General features: G+C 57.9%; 13 protein-coding genes and 1 tRNA gene. 6 read left to right on the top strand and 8 right to left on the bottom strand.

Going from position 1 to position 20886, the window contains the following annotated elements:
• Positions 1–26: 26 nt before the first annotated feature.
• From recF to cmk, 3 genes are read right to left on the bottom strand one after another with little or no spacing between them, the layout of a single operon-like run.
• Complete coding sequence (recF, locus tag B3075_RS06715) at positions 27–1082, bottom strand: DNA replication/repair protein RecF (protein ID WP_290488207.1); 1056 nt, start codon at positions 1080–1082, stop codon at positions 27–29.
• A 16-nt stretch (positions 1083–1098) separates the two neighbouring features.
• Entirely contained in the window at positions 1099–1710 is a 612-nt protein-coding gene (locus tag B3075_RS06710; protein WP_094136843.1) for a lysophospholipid acyltransferase family protein, read from the bottom strand.
• Complete coding sequence (cmk, locus tag B3075_RS06705; RefSeq protein WP_290488208.1) at positions 1707–2348, bottom strand: (d)CMP kinase; 642 nt, start codon at positions 2346–2348, stop codon at positions 1707–1709. The genes B3075_RS06710 and cmk overlap by 4 nt, the downstream gene beginning before the upstream one ends.
• Before the next feature lie 138 nt (positions 2349–2486).
• Between cmk and B3075_RS06700 the strand changes: the two genes are divergently transcribed.
• Positions 2487–4328: a lysophospholipid acyltransferase family protein gene (locus B3075_RS06700; RefSeq protein ID WP_094136845.1), complete on the top strand. Its 1842-nt coding sequence runs from the start codon at positions 2487–2489 to the stop codon at positions 4326–4328.
• A 45-nt stretch (positions 4329–4373) separates the two neighbouring features.
• Here the strand turns inward: B3075_RS06700 and B3075_RS06695 are convergent, their stop codons facing one another.
• The gene (locus tag B3075_RS06695; RefSeq protein ID WP_290488209.1) at positions 4374–5270 is read right to left on the bottom strand and encodes a thiamine-phosphate kinase; all 897 of its coding nucleotides are present in this window, start codon (positions 5268–5270) and stop codon (positions 4374–4376) included.
• Positions 5260–6123 (bottom strand): CPBP family intramembrane glutamic endopeptidase, encoded by an 864-nt coding sequence (locus B3075_RS06690; protein WP_290488210.1) that lies wholly within the window; start codon positions 6121–6123, stop codon positions 5260–5262. Before B3075_RS06690 ends, B3075_RS06695 begins: the two co-directional genes overlap by 11 nt.
• 200 nt (positions 6124–6323) lie before the next feature.
• Here B3075_RS06690 and B3075_RS06685 point away from each other — a divergent pair, with 200 nt between their 5' ends.
• The 4 genes from B3075_RS06685 (at position 6324) to hflX (ending at position 12089) form a co-directional block, all read left to right on the top strand.
• Positions 6324–7706: an ROK family protein gene (locus tag B3075_RS06685; protein WP_290488211.1), complete on the top strand. Its 1383-nt coding sequence runs from the start codon at positions 6324–6326 to the stop codon at positions 7704–7706.
• 140 nt (positions 7707–7846) lie between these two features.
• Positions 7847–10426, top strand: coding sequence for a serine/threonine-protein kinase (locus B3075_RS06680; RefSeq protein WP_290488212.1), 2580 nt, complete (start codon positions 7847–7849; stop codon positions 10424–10426).
• 208 nt (positions 10427–10634) lie between these two features.
• Positions 10635–10766, top strand: a complete 132-nt coding sequence (locus B3075_RS06675; protein WP_290488213.1) for a hypothetical protein — start codon at positions 10635–10637, stop codon at positions 10764–10766.
• Between the two features lie 9 nt (positions 10767–10775).
• Positions 10776–12089, top strand: a complete 1314-nt coding sequence (gene hflX, locus B3075_RS06670) for a GTPase HflX (RefSeq protein WP_094136850.1) — start codon at positions 10776–10778, stop codon at positions 12087–12089.
• A gap of 34 nt (positions 12090–12123) precedes the next feature.
• Here hflX and B3075_RS06665 read toward each other — a convergent pair whose 3' ends face one another.
• The 3 genes from B3075_RS06665 to B3075_RS06655 form a co-directional block, all read right to left on the bottom strand.
• The gene (locus B3075_RS06665) at positions 12124–12693 is read right to left on the bottom strand and encodes a Maf family protein (RefSeq protein WP_094136851.1); all 570 of its coding nucleotides are present in this window, start codon (positions 12691–12693) and stop codon (positions 12124–12126) included.
• Between the two features lie 66 nt (positions 12694–12759).
• Positions 12760–14319 (bottom strand): pyridoxal-phosphate dependent enzyme, encoded by a 1560-nt coding sequence (locus B3075_RS06660; RefSeq protein WP_290488214.1) that lies wholly within the window; start codon positions 14317–14319, stop codon positions 12760–12762.
• 141 nt (positions 14320–14460) lie between these two features.
• Positions 14461–14538, bottom strand: a tRNA-Asp gene (locus B3075_RS06655).
• 375 nt (positions 14539–14913) lie between these two features.
• Here B3075_RS06655 and B3075_RS06650 point away from each other — a divergent pair.
• Positions 14914–20886, top strand: a 5973-nt coding sequence (locus B3075_RS06650; RefSeq protein ID WP_290492055.1) for a beta strand repeat-containing protein, incomplete at its 3' end; no start/stop codon positions are given.

Raw genomic sequence — 20886 nt, 5'->3', positions numbered from 1 at the left:
CTGTTCATTATTCCTGTCCGCGCTTTTCAGAGGGGGGCAAGTGTTCCATTCTCCAGCCGGAAGGCTGGCAGGGGGCATGGAGCATCGTGCAGCCAGTCCAGATGGGTGGTGGTGATGAGGCTCTGCGCGTCCGCTGGAAGCGACTGCAGAAAAGCTATCCGGCGCGTGGGGTCCAGCTCCCCGAAGACATCGTCAATCAGATGGATGGGCGTATGTCCCGTTTCTTCCGTCAGGAGGGAAGACTGCGCCAGCTTCATGGAGATGGCGGTGGTGCGCTGCTGCCCTTCGGAGGCGAATTGAGAGGCGTTTCTTCCGTTCAGCGTGATGTCCAGGTCATCCCGGTGGGGGCCGTTCTGGGTTTGCCCGTACCGGATGTCCCGGTCCATGGAGGCGCACAGCCGTTCATACAGGTCTCCTTCCTCCGAGGCGCGGTAAGCGATGGAGACCTGTTCCTGCCTTCCGCCGATATTGCGGTAGGCCAGGGCGATATGGGGCGCCAGGAGCGCCAGCAGATGGGCGCGCAGGTTTCTCAGTTCCGTGCCGTGCAGGGCCAGCTGGCGCGTGTAGGCGTCCAGCTGGAGTTTGTCCCGGTGCCTGTGCTTGAGCAGGTAATTGCGCGTTTTCAGCGCCCGGCGGTAGCTGAACAGGGCCAGTCTGTAGCCTGGGTGCCACTGGCTGCCCAGAAAGTCCATGTATTTCCGGCGGGCGTCCGCGCCGGCCTGCACCAGGGAAAGGTCGTCATTCCCCATCCATACCACGGGATAGCTGTCCGCCAGGTAGCTGCGCTGGTCTTTGCGGGGCTCTCCGTTGACGCGGAGGTCCGGCGCGTCCGGCGCCCACAGGATGCGCCGGATTTGTCCCGGAAGCTCTCCGCGGATGCCGAAGGATTGTTTTCCGTGGGAGGCCAGCGGCCCGGTCCGGGCCGTGCGCGGGGATTGCAGGCGCAGCAGGAAGCAAACGGCTTCCAGCAGGCTGGTTTTTCCCCGGGCGTTGTCTCCCAGGATGATGGCCCCCTGCTGCGGGATCTGCCAGGAGAAGCTTCCGTAGCAACGGAAGTCCATTAATTTCAGCCTGGAGATCATGGGGCCGGGAAAGGGGTTATTCCGCAGGAAGGGAGCGGATGGCGTCCATGATTCTGTCCGTCAGGTGCTGGTACGCATCTTTTCCTCTGGCGTTGAGTTCCGCCGGCGTGAAAGGGATGGGGTCTCCCACCGTGACCGTAACGGGACGGAGTTTGGGAAACCGGGCGCCGATGGGAAATGCTTCATACGCGCCGCTGATGCGCAGGGGCTGCACGGGAACTTTCGTTTTGCTCAGGATGAGGCCGATTCCCCCCATGCCGTCATGGATTTCACCATCCGGCGTGCGGGAGCCTTCCGGAAACACAAGTACGCGCTTGCCGGATTTCAGCAGGCGTATCACGTGCTTGAGGCTGGCGGCATCCGGGTTTTCCTGGTCAATGGGGATAGCCTGGCAGAGGGGGAGGGCCCATTTGAAAATACCCTGGAACAGCGTCTTGCGTGCGAAAAAATAGATGCCGTCCTCATAAGAAATGCCCAGCATGGGCGGGTCCAGAAAGCTCTGGTGATTGCTGACGATGAGCACGGGGCCGTCTTCGATGAGTTTTTCCCGGTTGACGACTTTCCAGGAGAAGAAAGCTTTGGAAATGCTTTTGAAGAGCGTGTAGAAAACCCAGTAGAAAGAGTTCATCTGGAGGAGAGTTTTTGTTGGATGTTGTCGGTGATGAAACGGACGACCTGGTCAATCGTCATGTCTGACGTATCCACCAGCAGAGCGTCCGGTGCCTGCGCCAGCGGGGCGGTGGCGCGGGAGGAGTCCTTGCGGTCCCGTTCCGCGATGGAGTCCGTCAGGCCTTCTGCGGCGCGGCGCGCGGCCCTTACTTCCTCGGAGGCGGTGACGAAGTACTTGAACGGCGTATCCGGAAAAACCACGGTGCCTATGTCCCTGCCTTCCATCACGACAGGTTCCCGGCGGTTGTATTCCCGCTGCCGTTCCACCAGCAGGGCGCGCACTTCCGGAATGGCCGCGATGGTGGAAACGTGGTCGTTGACCTGCTGTTTTGTGAGTTCTTCTCCCAGCACGCGCTGCCCGCACAGAACTACGGACCGGCTGCCGTCCTTGCCGAAAGAGAGGGGCACGGACGGCAGGGATTCCAGCACGGCCGCCGTATCCGCGGGGTTGATGCCCTGTTCCAGCATGTACCAGGTGACGGCCCGGTACATGGCCCCGGTGTTGATGAACGTATAACCGAGGCGGTCCGCGATGAGCTTGGCGACGGTAGATTTTCCGGAGGCGGCGGGACCGTCAATGGCGATGGCTGGATGCATGAGTGTCTTCTGAGTTGGAAATGGGGGCTAAAGCCGCTTGGATTATAGCTTTGCGTCCCTTGGAAATCAAGACTGCGTTCCGGAGGGCGTTGCAAAAAGAGTTTCACTTTTTCCTGTAAATCCGTTATACAGCGGGGCATGGCCCAGCTCAAACACCCGAAAATGGTGGATATCAGAGACATTTTGGACGAGAATACGCGTCTGCCTGCCCTGGTGGCCGCGTCCGCCGAAAAGCTGCTGGGCCTGGAACGCCTGAACAAGGCGTACGACAAGATCGTGCGCGACAAGGAATCCGGTTCTCAGGAAAATTTCTTTCAGCTTGCTTCCAGGTACTTGAATCTGAAGTTGCAGCTGCGTCCGGGGGATCTGGAAAATATTCCTAAGAAAGGGCCTGTCGTCGTCGTCGCCAATCATCCGCACGGCTTGTCGGACGGCATCATGTTCGGGGAGTTGCTTACCCGCGTGAGGGAAGACGTCCGTATTTTGGCCAATGAGCAGCTTTCCCTGTGCCGGGAACTGGATCCCTGGCTCATCAAAGTGGATGTGTATGAGGATGAGAACGCCAAGCGCAAGAACCTTTCCGGCATGCGCAAGATGATTTCCTGGCTGCGTAAGGGCGGCGTTCTGGGCATTTTCCCCGCCGGCACGGCTTCCAGTTTTTCCCTGACCCACAAGAGGGTGACGGACGACCCCTGGAACGCGAATATCGGCGCCATTATCCGGATGACGAAGGCGACGGTGGTGCCCGTATATTTTCCGGGCCGCAACAGCCTTTTGTTCCAGGGAATTTCCCTGATTAACCGCAAGGCGCGCGTGGCGTTCCTTCCCCGGGAAGTGGGACGCGACGGCCGCCGGACGCACCGCATCGTGGTGGGCAAGCCCATTCCGTTCAGCCAGCTTGGGCAGTATGATTCCGATGAAGCTATGGTTTCCCATCTCCGCCTGCGCACTTACCTGTTGGGCAAGAGTTATGAAAAGAGCCGCCGCCCCCATGTGCACAAAAAAGACCGGAAGGCAAAGATGGCCGCGCTGATCTCCCCCGTTTCCGTGCAGGATATGCAGGCGGAAATTGACGCGCTGCCCCCGGAGTGCCTGCATGCCCGTCAGGAAAATGGAGATTGGGACGTGTACGTGGCGGATGCCCTGCAAATCCCCAATATCCTTATTGAAATAGGGCGTTTGCGGGAATATACCTTCCGCCAGGTAGGGGAAGGTTCCGGCAAGGCGTGCGACCTGGATACGTACGACAACCATTACAAGCACCTGTTCCTGTGGGACAGAACGCACCGGAAAATCGTAGGCGCCTACCGTATGGGGGAAACGGACAAAATCCTCGCCCGCTACGGTGTGAAAGGGCTGTACAACGGGGAATACTTTTCCTTTTCCCCCGCCGCCTTGCGTGTCTTGGGCCGTTCTCTGGAGATGGGGCGCGCCTTCATTGTCCCGGAATATCAGAAAAGGCCTCTGGCGCTTGGTTTTATTTGGGAGGGAATCGGCCAGTTCATGGCCCGCAACCACCATTACCGCTACCTGTTCGGCACGGTCAGCATTTCCCGTGATTACACCAATCTTTCCCGGGCCCTTATCGTCTCCTATCTGAAGGCGCATGAAATGGAGCCCGTGCTGGTGCATGAGGTAAAAGCCTACAATCCGCCCCGCAAAGCGGACCTGAAGAGGTCGGAATCATGCATCCTCCCTCTGGGTCTGGCAGATGCCCAGGGCCTGTCCCAGTTGGTGGCTGATATAGAGGAAGACGGCAGGGGCATTCCCGTATTGCTCCGCCAATATTTGAAATTGAACGGCAAAATTCTTTCCTTCAGCGTGGATAAGCATTTTGGCGACGTGCTGGACTGCCTGATTCTGGTGGACATTTTCAAAACGCCGGAGCGTTCCATTAAGCGCTACCTGGGCAGGGCTGCTTATGAACAGCTTCTGCCTTACATGCAGCAGGAGAAGGAGGAAGAAAAAACGGCGGAATAATTTCGCGGGTGTTTTGCCTGGTTCCTTCTCCGGTTTTTCTGCGGGCTAGTTGAAGTGCCTGTAACCCGCGGGAAGGACGGAGGCCGTTTCCGCAGTTATTTCCCCGATGACGGTGAGAGGCGTTTCCGGAAAATGCTCCGCGGCCAGCCGTGCCGCCCGTTCGCGGTCGCCGGGACGGAAGGTTACCAGTAATTCGTAATCCTCCCCATCCCCCACAGCCTGTGCCGTCGTGAACCCCGGGCGCACGGGAAGGAGTTCTTCATGAATACGGAACCCCAGCCCGGAGGCGGCCGCCAGCCGGGGAAGGTCGGTTCCCAGCCCGTCGGAAAGGTCCATCATGGAGGTGGCTACGCCGGAAGAGGCCAGGATGCCTCCTTCCCTGACACGCGGCATGAAGGAAAGATGGTGCCCGGTGGGGAAGCTGCCGCCAAGCACTCCCGTAACGGCAATCAGATCCCCCGCCCGCGCCGTACTGCGCAGTACGGCTTTGCCTTCCTCCACTTCCCCGGTCAGGGCCACGTTGATGATAAGCCCGTCCATGGGCAGGCCGGAGCTTTCCCCCCCGGCGATGCTGATGCCGAACTGCCGTGCCAGCCGCCCCATGCCCCGGTAAATTCCTTCCACCTGGGAGGTGGGGCGGTCTGCGTGCACGAACAGGGTTATCAGAGCGTGCAGGGGCGTTCCGCCCATGGCTCCTATGTCTGAGACGGCCCGTGCCAGCGCTTTCCTCCCGATCAGTTCCGGATCCGTTCCGGGCAGGAAATGCATGCCTTCCACCACGCAGTCCGTTTTCAGGAGCAACTGGCGGTTTCCTGCTCCCCGGACTATGGCGCAGTCATCTCCCGGCCCCGTCACCAGGGCGGAATTGGAAGGCATCAGGGGCAGGAGACGGGCTACCAGCGCGTCCTCTCCCGTCTGCCGGATGCTGGGCTCAGGTTCCATACGGAAGAAGGATGCCGGGGTACAGGATGTTGATGAGAGTGGCGGTGTTGAAAATGCAATGGGCGATGATGGGCGTCCAGATGCTGCCCGTGTATTCGTACAGCAGCACCAGTACGGCTCCGAAGATTGCCAGAGGGATGAACGGCACCAGGCTGACGTGGATGATGCCGAAGAGGAGGGAGGTGGTGATCAGGGCGAACCAGACGCCCGTGTACTTCTTCATGATCGGGTACAGATAGCCGCGGAAAATAAGTTCCTCCACCAGAGGAGCGGCGATGGCGGCGCTGAAGCAGATGACCGTGATCAGGGGGATGTCGCTGGAGTGCCTCAGCACGGAAACAATGGATTGTTCGGCCGGTGCGTTGGTGACCTGTTCAATCCACTGGAACAGGCCCGCCTTGTCCAGCAGGAAATGGATGACCAGCACCAGCAGATAGCCTGCAGCCGGAGCGTAGAGAAGGGCCTTCAGGGAATGTTTTTTCAATCCAAGCGCCTCCATCCTGCCCGTGTGGAACATGCGAACCAGCAGGACGAAGGCCAGAATGAGATTCAGGCAGGTTCCGTTGAAGACCTTGTAGCCGTCCAGCTCCATGTTGGTCGTGCTGGGCGGAGCGGAAGCCCCCGGAGGCGTGGCGGCCGCCAGCAGAGCCCCCAGGCTGAAGTAAAGCACGATGATGCCGCACATGGCGATGTCCAGCATGTCCAGGTGGCCTACGGGAATGCTCCATTGCAGAGGATGCCGGGTATTGGGGGAGTGGCTCCGGCGGAAGATATTTACCGCCACGGCGAGGGACATGACGGTAATCAGGATGGAGGAAAACAGGGTAATAAGCTGGTCCGTTAATTCATTCATGGAATAGGCATGTGTGGAATAGGTTCCCCTTCCAGAGGGCCGGGCCGGAAGAAAAGCTCCTGTTTCTTTAGTGGAAACACGGTGATTTTCCAGCAGAAAGTGAGCTATCGTCCCGCGTCCCGCAAAAAAAATCATGAGGAAAGGGAATGAATACTTTTCAAGGAAAAGCGGGTATGCTACGTTTCCAACGGATTATCGCCATGAATATTCAACCCAAAATCACGCCTGTGCTGGATCCCGGCTTCGTGCCGGCCGTTCTTTGGAATCAAGCTTTTGAAGCCAAAGTCGCCGCCGATCCCGCTTCTCATCAAGTGGATATCGCTCTGACCCGCAATGACGGGACCTGCTTCCGCTGGTCCGGCAAGCTTCTTCCCCATACCGGAGAAAACATTGCCCTGAATGAGACTTATGTGGAGCGCATTGTGAAATTCCTGCTGTGGCAGAAGGGCGGCAATATCATCCTCGTTGCCGGGGATGACGCTATTGCGGACATGCTGGCCTCCCGCTACTGCAAGGGCGGTATCCGCGAATTCGACTGGGATTTCATCGGCAAGAAGATTTACGGCTCCCCGATTGAAGTGAAAAAGGTTTCCCTGGAAGAGCTTCCCGAGGAATACTCCGGCTCCATGACGCTGGGCCGCAACCTGGACGGATGCCGCATCGGTTTTGACCTGGGCGGTTCCGACCGCAAATGCGCCGCCGTGGTGAATGGGGAAGTGGTTTATTCCGAGGAAGTGGTCTGGGACCCTTACTTCCAGAAGGATCCCCAGTATCATATTGACGGAATTCAGGACTCCCTGGAACGCGCCGCCGCTCATCTCCCCCGGGTGGACGCCATCGGCGGATCCTCCGCAGGCGTAATCATCAACAGTGAAGTGCGCACTTCCTCCCTGTTCCGCGGCGTCAGCCAGGAAGACATTGAAAAGACCCTCGGCAAGGTATTCCGCACCCTCCAGAAAGAAAAATGGAACAACATTCCCTTTGAAGTGGTGAATGACGGTGAAGTTACCGCTCTCGCCGGCGCCATGGGCATGAACGACAACGCCGTGCTCGGCGTAGCCATGGGCACCTCCGAGGCTGCCGGCTATGTGGACCCGGAAGGCCACATCAAGCCCTGGCTGAATGAACTGGCTTTCGCCCCCGTGGACTACTCGGAAGAAGGCGGCGTGGACGAATGGTCCAAGGATATGGGCGTAGGCGCCCTTTATTTCTCCCAGCAGGCTGTGGCCCGCCTGGCCCCCCGCGCCGGCTTCCAGTTTGAAGGAATGCCCTTCCCGGAACAGCTTAAAAAGGTTCAGGCCGCGATGGCGGAAGGCGACGAACGCGCACGCAAGATTTATGAAACCATCGGCGTGCACTTCGGCTATGCCATTGCCCACTACGCCAGATTCTATGACATCCGTAATCTGCTCTTCCTGGGGCGTGTGGCTTCCGGAGACGGCGGCCAGATCATCATTGACAAGGCGGAAGAAGTGCTGAGCACCGAATTCCCCGAGTTGAAGATCCAGCTCCGCGTGCCGGATGAAAAAACCAAGCGCCACGGCCAGGCCGTAGCCGCCGCTTCTCTTCCGGCTCTCGCCTGACGGAAGTAAATCAAATTTGCGGGAGGGGCCCTGTCCGGGGTCCCTCCCTGCTCATATTCGGAAGGGTGCCGGATGATTCGGATAATCTGCGCCGCTTTTCCCCCTTCCTTTTTTGATTCCCGTTCCGCCGCCCTGCGTTCATGGTTCCCCAGCAAGAAAACATCGTCAATTGCCCGGCGTGCGGACAGCCCATGGATATTTCCCTGCTGCCGCTGTACGCCAACGCCATTTGCCCGGGCTGCCAGGCGCTGACGCGCGTAAAAACGCGTATGGGGCCCTACCATATTACCGGAAAGCTGGGAAAAGGCGGCATGAGCGTGGTGTTCCGTGCGGAGGATGCCGTTCTGGGGCGGGAAGTGGCCCTGAAAGTGCTGAACGATACCTATGCCGGAGATGCCCTGCGCTGTGAACGTTTTGAACGGGAAGCCCGGATCATGGCGCGGGTTTCCCATGAAAACCTGGTGAAAATTTATGCCGTGGGACGTGACCAGGGCCTTTTTTACATTGCCATGGAACTGGTGGAAGGCAATGGACTGGACGCCTTGATCGCCGCGGAGGAACGTGTGCCGGAAGACAGGGTGCTGCGCCTGACGCAGGATATCGTGCGCGGGCTGGACGCCGCGTGGAATGCGGGTCTCATGCACAGGGATATCAAGCCCGCCAACGTTCTTTTGTCCCCTGACGGCGACGCCAAGATTGTGGACTTCGGCCTGTCCCTGCTTCACAGTGAATCCGATATGGAGCGGGAAATATGGGTCACCCCTTATTACGCCGCGCCGGAAACGCTGTTGCGCGGAGAGGAGGACTTCCGTACGGACATGTACGCTCTGGGAGCTACCATGTACCATTTGCTCGTAGGCTTGCCTCCCCGTGTGGACGCCTCCCAGTCTTCCGATATTCTTCTGGAGAACAAAAAAAATCTCCCTCGCCTGGAGCAGGTGGTGAACGACGTTTCTCCCATGACCTGTTTCATTGTGGACAGGCTGATGGCTTTTGACAGGGAAGACAGGTTTTCTTCCTATCCCGAATTGATGGATGCCGTGGAGCAGGCCCTGAAGGAATATGCCCGGGCCATGCAGGAATCCGGTCTCACCTGGGCGGAACGGCGTTCGGTGGAGGCGCGGCGCGCACGGCGCAGGAAATGCCGCATGGTCGTAGCCTCTTCCATTGCTTCCGTAGCGGCTTTGGCATGGGGCGTTTGGGGATGGGCGGAGTGGAGGGAGGGCGTAGCCTCTTCTCCCGACACTCCGTCTCCATCCATTTCTCCTGCGGCTGGAACGGTCCCGGAAGGCAGGGGGGAGGAATCGCGGCTGGAGCGCAGCATACGCTTTGGCAAACTGTTTAACGAAGCCCAGGAATCCCTGAACCGTGGGGATCTGGTGAAAGCCGCCGCCATGTTCGGCGATTTGGCGGCCCAGCCGGACTGCCCCCTTTCCACATCTTTGTGGGCCGGGTTAAACCAGGTGCTGTGCATGTGGGTGCGCGGCCAGTTCCCGGAAGGGGTGGAGCGTCTGGAGGAACTGGGCGGAAAGATGGAAGCCTGCGAGGACCCTGAAGAACTGGAACGCTCTGGGGACATTGGCAACCTGATCATGTACCTGAGTTCCGCGGACTGGTCTTCCCGGATGCCGGGACTGCGCTCCAATTCCGATCTGGCCGTGCATTACTATGTGGGCATGGCGTTGAAATCCTGGTACTTTGCCGGGAGATGGCCGGAATACGGCGAATTTCTGGACCGGGTGGCTGCTGATGCGGCGGACGACCGGGACAGGAACGTGCGTGAGCTGGCTTCTGCGTGGCTCAGCAATCTTGAAATGTATACGGATCAGTACGCGCGCTTGAAACGTCTTCAGGACATGCCGGAAAAAACAGTGGCGGAAGTGGAGGCCAAGCGGTCCGCGGCGGACTTTTTGCGGGAACAGATGATGATTGGAGACGTCCCTTCCATGTCTCCGGCTTATGCCGCGCTGGAAGGAATACTGGATCATTTGAGGATGCGGTACCAGGCTGCCCGGGACTGGGAGGCTGCGGAAGCCGTGAAGGCGGCTGAAAGGAAAAAGGAGGAGGAAAGGCAAAAAGAACTGGAGGAGGAAAAGAGAAGGGAAATCCTGCTGGCCGCCCAATCCAGAAGCTATGAGGACATCTGCCGGGAAGCGGAGGATGTGATGAAGAAAAGCGGTGATTATGAGAAAGTTTCCGCTGTTTATGGCGAGGCGGAAAAAATCATTTCCTCTCCTGAGGTGAAGGCCCGTCTGGCCATGCGGCGGGAAATGACGGACCAGATGCTGCCGCTGTTCTCCCGCATGGAGAAACTTCTGCCCGCACTGCTGGAAAAGAGGCCGGGGAAACCCCTGGCGCTCAAAGATGGCTCCAGGGTGCGCCTGAAAGGGATGAAGGGGCATCTGCTGACCGTGGAACCTCAGGACAGCAGGGAAGGAAGCGGCGCGTACCAGGTCAGTTGGGACGCGCTTCCGTTCAACTCCCTGCATGCTCTGGCGCGGGAATGCCGCCAGAAGCAGCCTGCGGAATTCTCTCCCCTGGCGGATACGTATGCCAAGCCTTTGCTTATTTTTGGCAGATTGACGGGAACCATTTCCGCCGCACAGCAGGAAAAAGCATTGCTTCAGATGGACCGCGCTTTCATTGAAAAATGGAATTTATGGATGAGCAGCCTGGAGGCGGGGGAAGGGTTGCCGGAAGGCGGTGAAAAATCAAGTTGATTCCGGCAGGGGATAAAGTCCCTTGAAAGGCGGCGGATGGCTGTTGCCGGGAGGTTTTTGTTCCTGCCGCGTGCTTTTCCGGCTGGCCCCGGCCGGAAGAGAGGGGAAAAGGCTCGGTCAAATGCCTGTGTCCCGGATTTGGAGAAAAGTAATGGCGATGAAGTAAAATTTGCTTGCCTAGGGTACGTCGTACGGGTCTCATAGCCGCATGAGACTGATCAGCTTTTTGACGCTGGCATGCGTGGCCGGCTTCCTCTCTTCATGCGGTTGTGACTGTCATAAGCCCGCGGACTTCGCGCTGAAGGATTACCAGCCTACCTCCAGCAAGCAATTCCGTTAAATTCCCCATATGTTTGAAATCCGCGAAAAACCGGAAATGGTGGAACGGGCCATGCTCGTTTCTATCTACTTCGATCCCTCCGAGGCCGGGGAAAAACAGGCCATGCTGGATGAGCTGGAAGATCTTGTCTCCAACCTCGGCATCGGCATTGCAGGAAAGCACCTCATCAAATCCAGGGACATGCACGCCAAATTCCTGTGCGGTACCGGAAAGGCGCAGGAGGTGAAGCAGCTGGCGCTGGATTGCCGGGCGGACTGTGTGGTTTTTGACAATATGCTTTCCCCTTCCCAGCAGAGGGAATGGGAGCGGCTTGTTGACGAATGCGTCATTGACCGTGAAGAGGTCATTCTGGATATCTTTGCCCGGCGCGCCCGGACGCGGGAAGCTACCCTGCAGGTGGAACTGGCCCGCATGCAGTATTCTCTGCCGCGCATGGCCCGTATGTGGAACCATCTGGACCGCCAGGGCGGAGGCTCCGGCGGCGGTAAGGGCGGCGGCGGAGCAGCCAGGGGGGAAGGTGAAAAGCAGATTGAAGTGGACCGTCGCCTGGCGCGCGCCAGAATTGAGGCTATCCAAAGGGAACTGGTTCTGGTGACCCGGCAGCGTGCTACGCAGCGCAAGGAACGGGAGCGCCAGGCCGTCGCCACGGCTGCTATTGTAGGTTATACCAATGCCGGGAAATCCTCCCTCCTGTCCCTGGTGTCCGGGTCTGAAGTCATGGCCCGGGACATGCTTTTTGCTACGCTGGACACCACAACGCGGAAAATAGAGCTTCCCCACGGGCAGCCGCTGCTGCTGACGGATACCGTAGGCTTCATCCGCAACCTTCCGCACCGCCTGGTGGAGGCTTTCAAGTCCACGCTGGAGGAAGCCGTTCTGGCGGATTTCCTGATTCAGGTGGTGGACGCTTCCGACCCGGAAGCCGTGCGCCATTATGAAACGACTCTGGAGGTTCTTGATGAACTGGGTGCGGGTGACAAGCCCATGGTCGTGGTTTTAAACAAGGTGGACCTGGTCCCGGAAGAACGGCGCGGAGCTCTGGAAACGCTGCTGGCTCCCCATTTCAGCGGCAGGGTGGTTGCCATGTCCGTGAAAGAAGGGAACGGTGCGGGAGACCTGTTGAATGCCTGCGTGGAAATGCTGGAAAGCCGTGTCCGGCGCGCCCGATTCCTGATTCCTTATACCCGCAGCGACCTGGTGGCCGCCATGCATAGTGAAGGCAAGGTTTTCTCTACGGAATATGTGGAGGAAGGGACCTTGCTGGAAGCCGTGCTTCCTGTGGCCTTTTATAATAAACTGGGATCATTCCTGGCAGACAGGTAACCCCCTGTTCCTGAATCCCGGGTGCGTGGCCGGGTCAAAACCGGTATCCCAGGCCGTTCAGGCATGTCACCACATCCCTGACAGGCAGTCCGATGACGTTGTCCGTATCCCCGCGCACGGAAGAGATAATCATCTCCCCGTATTCCTGGAACGCGTAAGAGCCGGCCTTGTCCATCACGTTTACCAGTTCCATGTAACGGCGGATGTCTCTTTCCGTCAGCTTCCGGAACGTCACTTCCGTCAGCACGGCCAGGTCTTTCATGCCCAGCGGGGAACGGATGGCGACTGCCGTGCATACATGGTGCGTGTGTCCGGAGAGCTTCCGGAGCGTAGTCCGGGCTTCTTCTTCATTTCCCGGTTTGCCAAGAGGCAAGCCTTCCAGAAAAACGAGCGTATCCGCGCCGATGACGGTGGAATCCGGATGTTCCCGGAACACGGCTTCCGCCTTGGCGGCGGCATTGTGCAGACAGAGTTCCTGCGGGGGCATGGAAGCCTCTTTCAGTTCTTCCGTGTCCCGGACAATAACGGAAAAAGGAATGCCGGCCTTTTCCAGCAATTCACGCCGCCGGGGTGATTGGGAGGCCAGGATAACGGGGGGAAGCATGGGAGAAAAAGGCCGTGATGAGCACAGGGAGCCGATCTTTCTCAAGCTCCCTGGATGGGTGGACTGTCAATGATTGCCTGTCAACTGTCTGCCCCCCATGATCCGCTGAAAGGCCTCGGGGGAAATTTCCCGAATGGACCTGATGATGTTTTTGGAAAAGGCGCTCATGCGTTCCCGAATGGTTTCCCGGTCTTCCGCTGTATCAAATTCCATGCCCACCAGGGCGCGGCCTACACGTTCTCCGGTATAGGTGTAGTTGAAATAACAGAGGGAAGCCAGATCCGCGATACGTTCCATGAAGTCAAGGAAAGCTCCTGCGCGTTCCGGAAATTCAATGTGGACGAACAGGGGGTGCTGACACAGCTCCGGCTGGTAGTGGATCATGCGGAAGCGCACGTCGTCGTCCTCGCTGATATCTTCGAATTCGATTCCCTTCTTCTTCAGTGTTGTGCGGATGGTGTCCAGGTCTTCATCAGAAGCGGCAATGCCGAACACGGGGTATTGGGTGTCTCCTTCCGTTTTGCCGTACTGCACATCCACCAGCGTCGTATCCTGAGGCATGTGGCGCAGGTACTTAAGCACCTGGCCGCGCTTGGAATCCATGGAAATGCGCAGATAGCGCGTTTCGTGGTTGCCGATGCCCGCCTGCCGGGCAATCTGGGTGAGGTGGGTGAAATCCATATTGGCTCCGGAAATGACCACGAAGCTCTTTTCCTCCGGCTGTACTTCGCCCCGGTTCCACTGTTTCAAGAATCCTGCCAGGCTCATGGCTCCGGAGGGTTCGGGCACGACGCGGGAGGATTCCCACATAGCCCGGATGGCCTGGCAGACCTCATTATTGGTAACGGTCACGAACTCGTCAACCAGTTCCCGGCAAAGGGGATAGGTTAATTCTCCGGGAATGTGGACGGCCGTGCCGTCGCAGAAGACGTCCACGTAATCCAAGTTCACCCGGCGTCCCTGTTCAATGGAGGTTTTCATGGAAGCCTGGTCAACGCCTTCCACGCCGATGACCTTGATGCGGGGCCAGAACTTTTTCAGCCAGCACGCTACGGATGCGGCCAGGCCGCCGCCGCCGATAGCGACATACGCGCGGTCAAAAGGGCCTTCTCCGCTCATCACCACTTCGTCCGCCAGCGTTCCCTGTCCGGCCATGGTCACCAGGTCGTCATAGGGGTGCACAAACGTGCTGCCGTGGGTTTCCGCGTATTCATGGGCGGCAGCGGCCGTCTCGTCATAGCAGTCCCCATGGAGCATAATCTTCACATGTCTGCCGCCGTGGCGGCGCACTTCCGTCTGCTTCACTTCCGGCGTGGAGCGCGGCATGAAAATGGTGGCATGGCAGTTCAGGACTCTGGCCGCCAGCGCGACGCCCTGGGCGTGATTGCCGGCGGAGGCCGCCACAATGCCTTTGTCTCGGGCCTCCTGGCTCAATGCGGCCATGCAATTGAACGCTCCGCGCCACTTATAAGCCCGGATGGGGCCCAGATCCTCCCTCTTGGCATATACCGGGGCTTCGATGCCCGGCAGATTCAATCGCTGGAGAGGAGTCGGTTCGCCAACGGTATAGACGCGCTGGCGGGCTTGCAGTATTTCCTCGGAAAGACGGTCCGAAAGTATGCTCATGATGGTAATGCTGGCCCTCATTTTAACGGGTCCGGCCCCTTTTTCCAGTAAAACATTCCCGAAAGACGGGCTGTTTTCCGGGATTCTGGTTTTTGGAACGCAAAAAAGCCGCCCGGAGGCGGCTGTTTCTTCTGAACAAGGTGGCGAAGCGGACGGGGCTCGAACCCGCGACCTCCAGCGTGACAGGCTGGCGCTCTAACCGAACTGAGCTACCGCTCCATAACCTTGGATGCCGTCCCTGCCTGGCGGCGGGGACGTGGAGGCTTATACAGGCACTTCTTCAGGAATGCAAGAAAAGAAATCATTTTTTCCTGCATGCATATTTCGTCGGCTGGGGGAAAAGGGTTAAATAAGCGGTCGGATTTGAAATCCGGAGTCAATGACAATTTTTGGAGCCAAGCCCCTTAGAAACATTGAACGGCCTGAGAGGAAAAGAGGGAAAAACGGGACCGTCCGTTTCAAAAACCTGCATCATTAATATTTTAATCATTATTTGGGCTTATTTACATCATCTGCGGTTTTCAAATCCGTTAGTTATTACTACGAATATAGTCTTGAAAATAGTTTTATTCATTATCAATACGTTACAGCATTATGCGCCCGCACTTGCCTCTGGTTCTTTTATCCGCTCTTCTGTCCTGTTTCATTTCTCCGGCATGGTCTGACTATACGTTGACGGGCAATGGAGAAACGACAATTTCTTTTGCTGACGGCCAATATACGATTACGCCGCCGGAAGGGGAGCCCTTGACCCAGGCGGATTCCCCCGGAGGTATTTATTTAACGGATATTACGGCAAGCGGAACCTATCAAGACGGCTATAACAGGGTTCTCAATCTGGAGGGGGGAACCTATACAGGACTGCAATTATGGAATGTTGCGGGCACTGCCGGAGGCGTCACCATCGGAGGGAACAATTCCTTTGTAATCAATATCGGGGAAGGAACATCCCTGCTGAATACCAATGCCCAGTTGATGGGATGGAGCAACCAGGACCGGATTGTGTCCGCCGACATTACTCTCAATGTGGACCGGAATGCCGGCACGATTAATGGTTTTTCCCTGGTGGGGGATGGAAATAAAAATGATGCCTACCAGACGACGGGGACATATACCGTCAACATTCATGGCGGGGAATGGGCCGGAATTTCGGTTTCCAATCCCAGTAGCAGCTGGTGCATAGGGCTGGGGCAGGAATCCTTCCGCCATACGGGGGACGTGACGTTCACCATAGACGGCGGGACTTTCGCTCAGCTGGTAACGGCTGGAACGACACGCGGGGCAGGGCAGAAATCGACCATTATCGGCAATGTCTCTCTGAATCTGGACGGAGGAACTTTTAATGGTTCCGTTGCCCTTATGGGGAGAGGCCAGGTTCAGTTGGGAGACGGGACGAACGCCTATACGGCCAGGTTGCGCATTACGGGAGGTCAGTACAACGCGAATGTGTATGGCCTGTCCGATGCGACGTCTTCAGGTTCTGCCGCAAATATTGCAGAGCATTCGTCCGCTTCCATAGAAATCACGGGGGGGACTTTTGCTCAGAGTTTGTTTTCGCAGGGTGTGGCGACAACGATCACAGGCGCTGCTTTTTCCGGAGACGGGACCAGGAAAATTTTTGCAGGCGCCCGTTTAAGCACATCTGCCTGGAACCTGGCGGATACCAATATGACGCTGGATTTGGGCGGCAACACGGTAGCGGCCATGATTGCAGGGGGAAGCTGGGTGGAAACGGGAGAGAGCACATTAAATATTACAGGTTCCACCAATTTGACCTTCAAGTCCGGGACGTATACGGGACAAATCTGGGGCGGCTCCTACATTAATGGAACCGCTACCGCCGCCCTTACCGGAAATATCGGTTCCACCAATATAACGATTACGGGCGGCACGTTCGATGGAGCTCAAATATCCCTGGGCACTTACGTGGAACGCAACAATGCCAATTCCGCATTGACTATTGGAGAAGCCAATCTTTCCATCAGCGGCGGGACGTTCAATAATGCCTCCATTTATGCGGGTGGCCAAAAGGTCAACGGCACTTCCCTGACTACGGCCTTGGCCAGCGTGACCCTGACGGGCAATGATGCCGTTTTCTCCGGAACGACAACCATATCCGGTCAGGGCCGGGGAGATACGGTCACCAGGAGCGTGTTGAACCTGAACGGCGTGACTCGCGAAGACATGTTTGAGAATGCCGTGATTTCCGGATTTGACGAGATTTCCGCGGGGGAAGGGACGGACGCCCTTATTGCCAACGCGACGGTGCTGGATGGCCGCAGCGCTTTTACCAAGAGCGGAGCGGGCAAACTTACGCTCGGTTCCTCTGCCGGATTTGCCAATGCGCTGACGGTTTCCGCAGGGGAGCTCAGTTTCGGGCTTGCCGGCGGAGTGGCCTTCGGCAACTCCATCACGATGGGCGCCGGAGCCCGCCTTACCTCTGCGGGCAACATGACTCTTTCCCCGGCTTCCGTTCTGACACTGGATTTGACGGGCCTGAATTCCTCCAGCGCCGCTGTCATCCAGTCGGGCGGCACGCTCTCCTTTAGTACGGAAGGAACGCTGACCCTGACGATCAGCGGAGTGGACCAGACGATGGAAAATGACTACAGACTGATTGCGGCAGGCAGTTTCGGTACGTTGACGGCCAGCAATTTTTCTTTTGATTCCAGCAGTCTTTCCGAAGATTATACCTATGCCCTGGAACTGTCCGGAAACACTCTTTACCTGCGTGTCAAGGCGTTGGGCGAAGCCCTCAACTGGAACGGGGGAAGTGCGGGCACCTGGACGGCGACAGGAGGTTCAGCCGTCTGGCTGGACAAGGACGGAACGGCAATCGTCTATGACGCTTCCAAATCCGCCAATTTTGAAGATCTGGCTGGCATATCCGCCTCCGCCGTCACTATAGACGGGAATGTTTCTTCCGCGCGTCTTACGGTCAACAATGGAGAAACGGCCTACACGTTCACGGGAACAGGGACCCTTGTGGACGGGACGGGACCGATGTCCCTCATTAAACGTGGAGAAGGGGTGTTGACCATTGAAAATACCGGCGCAAATACGTTCTCCGGCGGCACGACCATTATGGCCGGCACCCTTAATCTCAACGTTGTTCAGGGCCTGGGCACCGGCACGGTAACGTTGAACGGGGGGGAACTGGTGCTGAATACGGAAGGCACGACGGGGCTGGTAGCGACCAACAATATTATTTTTGGTGGAGGCACTTTCACGTATGGCACGGGAGCTGCGCAGGATATTTCCGGCCTCATCGACGCTGCCGCCAGTACGGCGGCCATCCGGGTGAATACGAACGGGAATAATATATCCTGGGCTACGTACACCCAAGAGCTGGGAAACAAGGATATCGTCAAGCTCGGGAATGGTCTGCTGACCATCAATACGGTGCAAGGGGGAACCTTTGCCGGCGCCATCACCGTAAACGAAGGAACCCTGTTTTATAGCATTGGGGATAATAGCGTTACGCGAACCTGGAGCGGCAATGTTTCCATCGCTGAAAACGCGACTCTCCAGATACAGGACAACCGTGCCCATAACTCCGTAAATACGGATACTCTGTCAGGCCGCATTACCGGAGCCGGAACACTGGTCCTCGGTAAGAAGGAAGGAGGCTCCTTCCCCGGAGGCGGCCGCTATTCCGTCACCGGAGACAACAGCGGCTTTACCGGTACCATGAGGCTGGCTGGCAACGGCGTCAACGCTGCGTGGAATGAAGTCGGCTTCGCCAATGCCGCGGCAATCGGGGGTGCCACGCTGGAACTGGATGGGCGCGGCTTTTTTGTCAATTCCGCTGCCGATCCCATTAATGCCGATATCCATGTGATGGCTGCTGGGGGCTGGCTGAACGGCAATTCCAACCAGACGCTGGTTCTGGCGGGAAGCCTGACGAGCGAAGCGGGGGCCAACCTCGGAATAACGGCGGCCGGAGACCCGACTCTGACGGCCATTTTTACGGGAGATCTCACCGGTTTTATGGGAACGGTGCATTCCGGCCGTGGGAATGCCATCCTGTCCTTTGGCAACGGCGGTGCGGCGTCCACACTGGATACGGGCGAATTCATCAAGGCCGTTTCCCTGGGAGGAACCGGAACCTACCGCGTCAACTACACGGGTACGGCAGGGAACCTGCTTTATGCCGGGAATGTGATTGATACGGCCTCCCTGAGCATTCAGGGAAGCGACAAGCTGATTCTTACCGGGGCGAATACGACCACGGGAGAGTTGAATATTTCCCAGAATTCTTCTGTCCAGCTGGGCGACGGAACCGGGGACAACGCCGCCTGGGCCGGAACCATTGCCGGAGCGGGCAGTCTTACGGTCAGCACCTCCGGCGCTTTTGCCGTGGGGGACCGCGCCAACGGCCTGACGGGGACGCTGACGCTGGCCAAGGGCACGCTGGACCTTTCCGGTGCGGCCACCACCACTAATATCCTTATTCAATCCGGAGCGCTGGCGAACGCCGGAAGTTACGCAGGAACGGACGCAAACAAGGTTCATGTCCATGCGATTGCCGATTCCGGCAATATTGCCCTGGGAGGTCTGGATGCCGCCGGACTGGGGTCAGTTGTCACCACTGCTGCCGGAACGCAGCTCACCGGACTCAAGCAGGGTTCCACCTGGACGGTGAACGGCTCAGACAGCAACCTTGCGGTGGGAGCGGGCAATATTTCCGGAGATCCCTTCTCGGGAGAGGATTTTCTGGTTCAGTTTGAGGGCACGGGGGACAATCTGGGCGGCATCTCCTTTGAAGACGGTTCCACGCTGACGCTGGACCTCACCAGCGTCATGAATGCCATGAAAACGGCGGCCGGAAATCTGGAGATACTTCTGACCAACGGCAGTTTTGCGCAGGACCTTGAAACGCTTAAGAGCCACATAACGGCTAACCCGCTTTTCGCCGCTTTGGGCTTCGGCATCGTGGGCGTCAACGGAGGCGGCATTGTTCTCTCCGGTGATACGGACCTGGTTTACGTGTCTTCCGTGGATGGCGCGGGCAGCGCGGACAATCCGGTCACGGACCAGTCCCTCAACTTCTACCAGGCCGTCATTGTGGACCAGGACCTTTATGTCCAGTCGGACGGCTCCATGGTAATCAAAAACCTGACCGCACCGGGAACTGAGCCGGGCCAGACGGGCACGGGCAGCCTGATTGTCACCAATACGGCGGAGGACAAGGGAAGCATTGAACTGCAAAACAGCCTTTTCCATGACGGCGCGGGAGTGGATACTTCTTTTGCCGGGGACATCAGCGGCCTGAACGGGGCTGCGGCCAACACGGACCTCGTCAAAACGGGAGCGAACAAACTCACCCTGTCCGGGAATGTGTCGCTGGCCGGGGATATCATTGCGGAAGAAGGAACGCTTCAGCTCAACGGCACGGCTGACGTGGAAGCTCTGCATCTGAATTCCGCGGATGCGGGCTCCCCTGCGGTGATTGGAATAGGAGGCCGCGCGACGGCCCAGGCGCTGGCAGGCGGCGACAACGGCGGAAAGCTGGATATCGCTCCTTCCGGAACATTGACGCTGACAGGCGCTACCGACGGCCTTTCCCATACGGAAATTTCCGGACCCGGTACGCTGGCTATTGCGGAGGGCGCTTCTTTGGGGCTGGCTGCGGACAGTACGCTTTCCGGCGTGGTACTGGACCTGGGCGGTTCCCTGAGCCTGGAGGCAGACGGTTCAGCCGGCGGACTGAACGGCTCCGGTTCCCTGGAACTGAATGGACAGACTCTGCAAATTCAGGCGGCTTCCGGCCAAACTCACACATATGATGGGACGCTGGGAGAAGGAACGCTGGATGTTTCCGGAGCGGGAACGCAGGTTCTGCGCAGCTCCGGCGCGGATACCGGTCTTACGGTCAGCGGAGGGAATCTGGTCCTCCAGGGCAACGCGGATGTGGATGGAAGCCGTCTCAGTTACGGCAATCTGGTCAACAACGGCAACCTGACCATTCAGGCCAGCAACAATTCCCTGACGGCGGTCAATACCACTCTGAGCGTGGAGAACGCTTCTTTCAGCAGCGGGTCCACTACTACTTTCACCTTAAATACTGATGCCGATATGACCGCCAGCTTCATAGAGGCTTCCGGAGACGTTGTCATTGAAGATGGTGCCTCTTTCCATGTCACCTCCATCCCGGACGTCAATATCACCTGGAAATCGGGCAATCCAATGGAACTCACGCTGATGGAGCTCACCGGCAACGGAACGATTGACCTGGGAGAAAATACGCTGACGGTCGGAGGCCTTTTCCTCACCTATTACAAGAATGCCCATCTGGCGCAGGAAGGAGATAAGGTGGTTCTGAAGGCGGAAGAACAGACGGACAATATCTATGCCGGCGTAGCGGACACGGCCAACTCCATGGCGGGAGCCAATCTGCTTTGGGATGCTGCCAGGAATGGTTCCGTGGATCAGGCTGTCACGGATTTCCTGGGAGCCCTCAATAAGGACATGCTCAATAATCCTTCCGCAGCCAGACATTCCCTGGCAGCAATGGCAGGAAGCACAGTCAACGCGCTGGGGACGGCGCAGCGGGACGCCCTGCGC

The sequence above is a fragment of the Akkermansia sp. UBA7090 genome, from assembly GCF_002493465.1.
In the GTDB taxonomy this organism is placed as follows: domain Bacteria; phylum Verrucomicrobiota; class Verrucomicrobiia; order Verrucomicrobiales; family Akkermansiaceae; genus Akkermansia; species Akkermansia muciniphila_A.
Note: the sequence above shows the minus strand (reverse complement) of the source record. Positions and strands in the feature narration are given on the sequence as shown.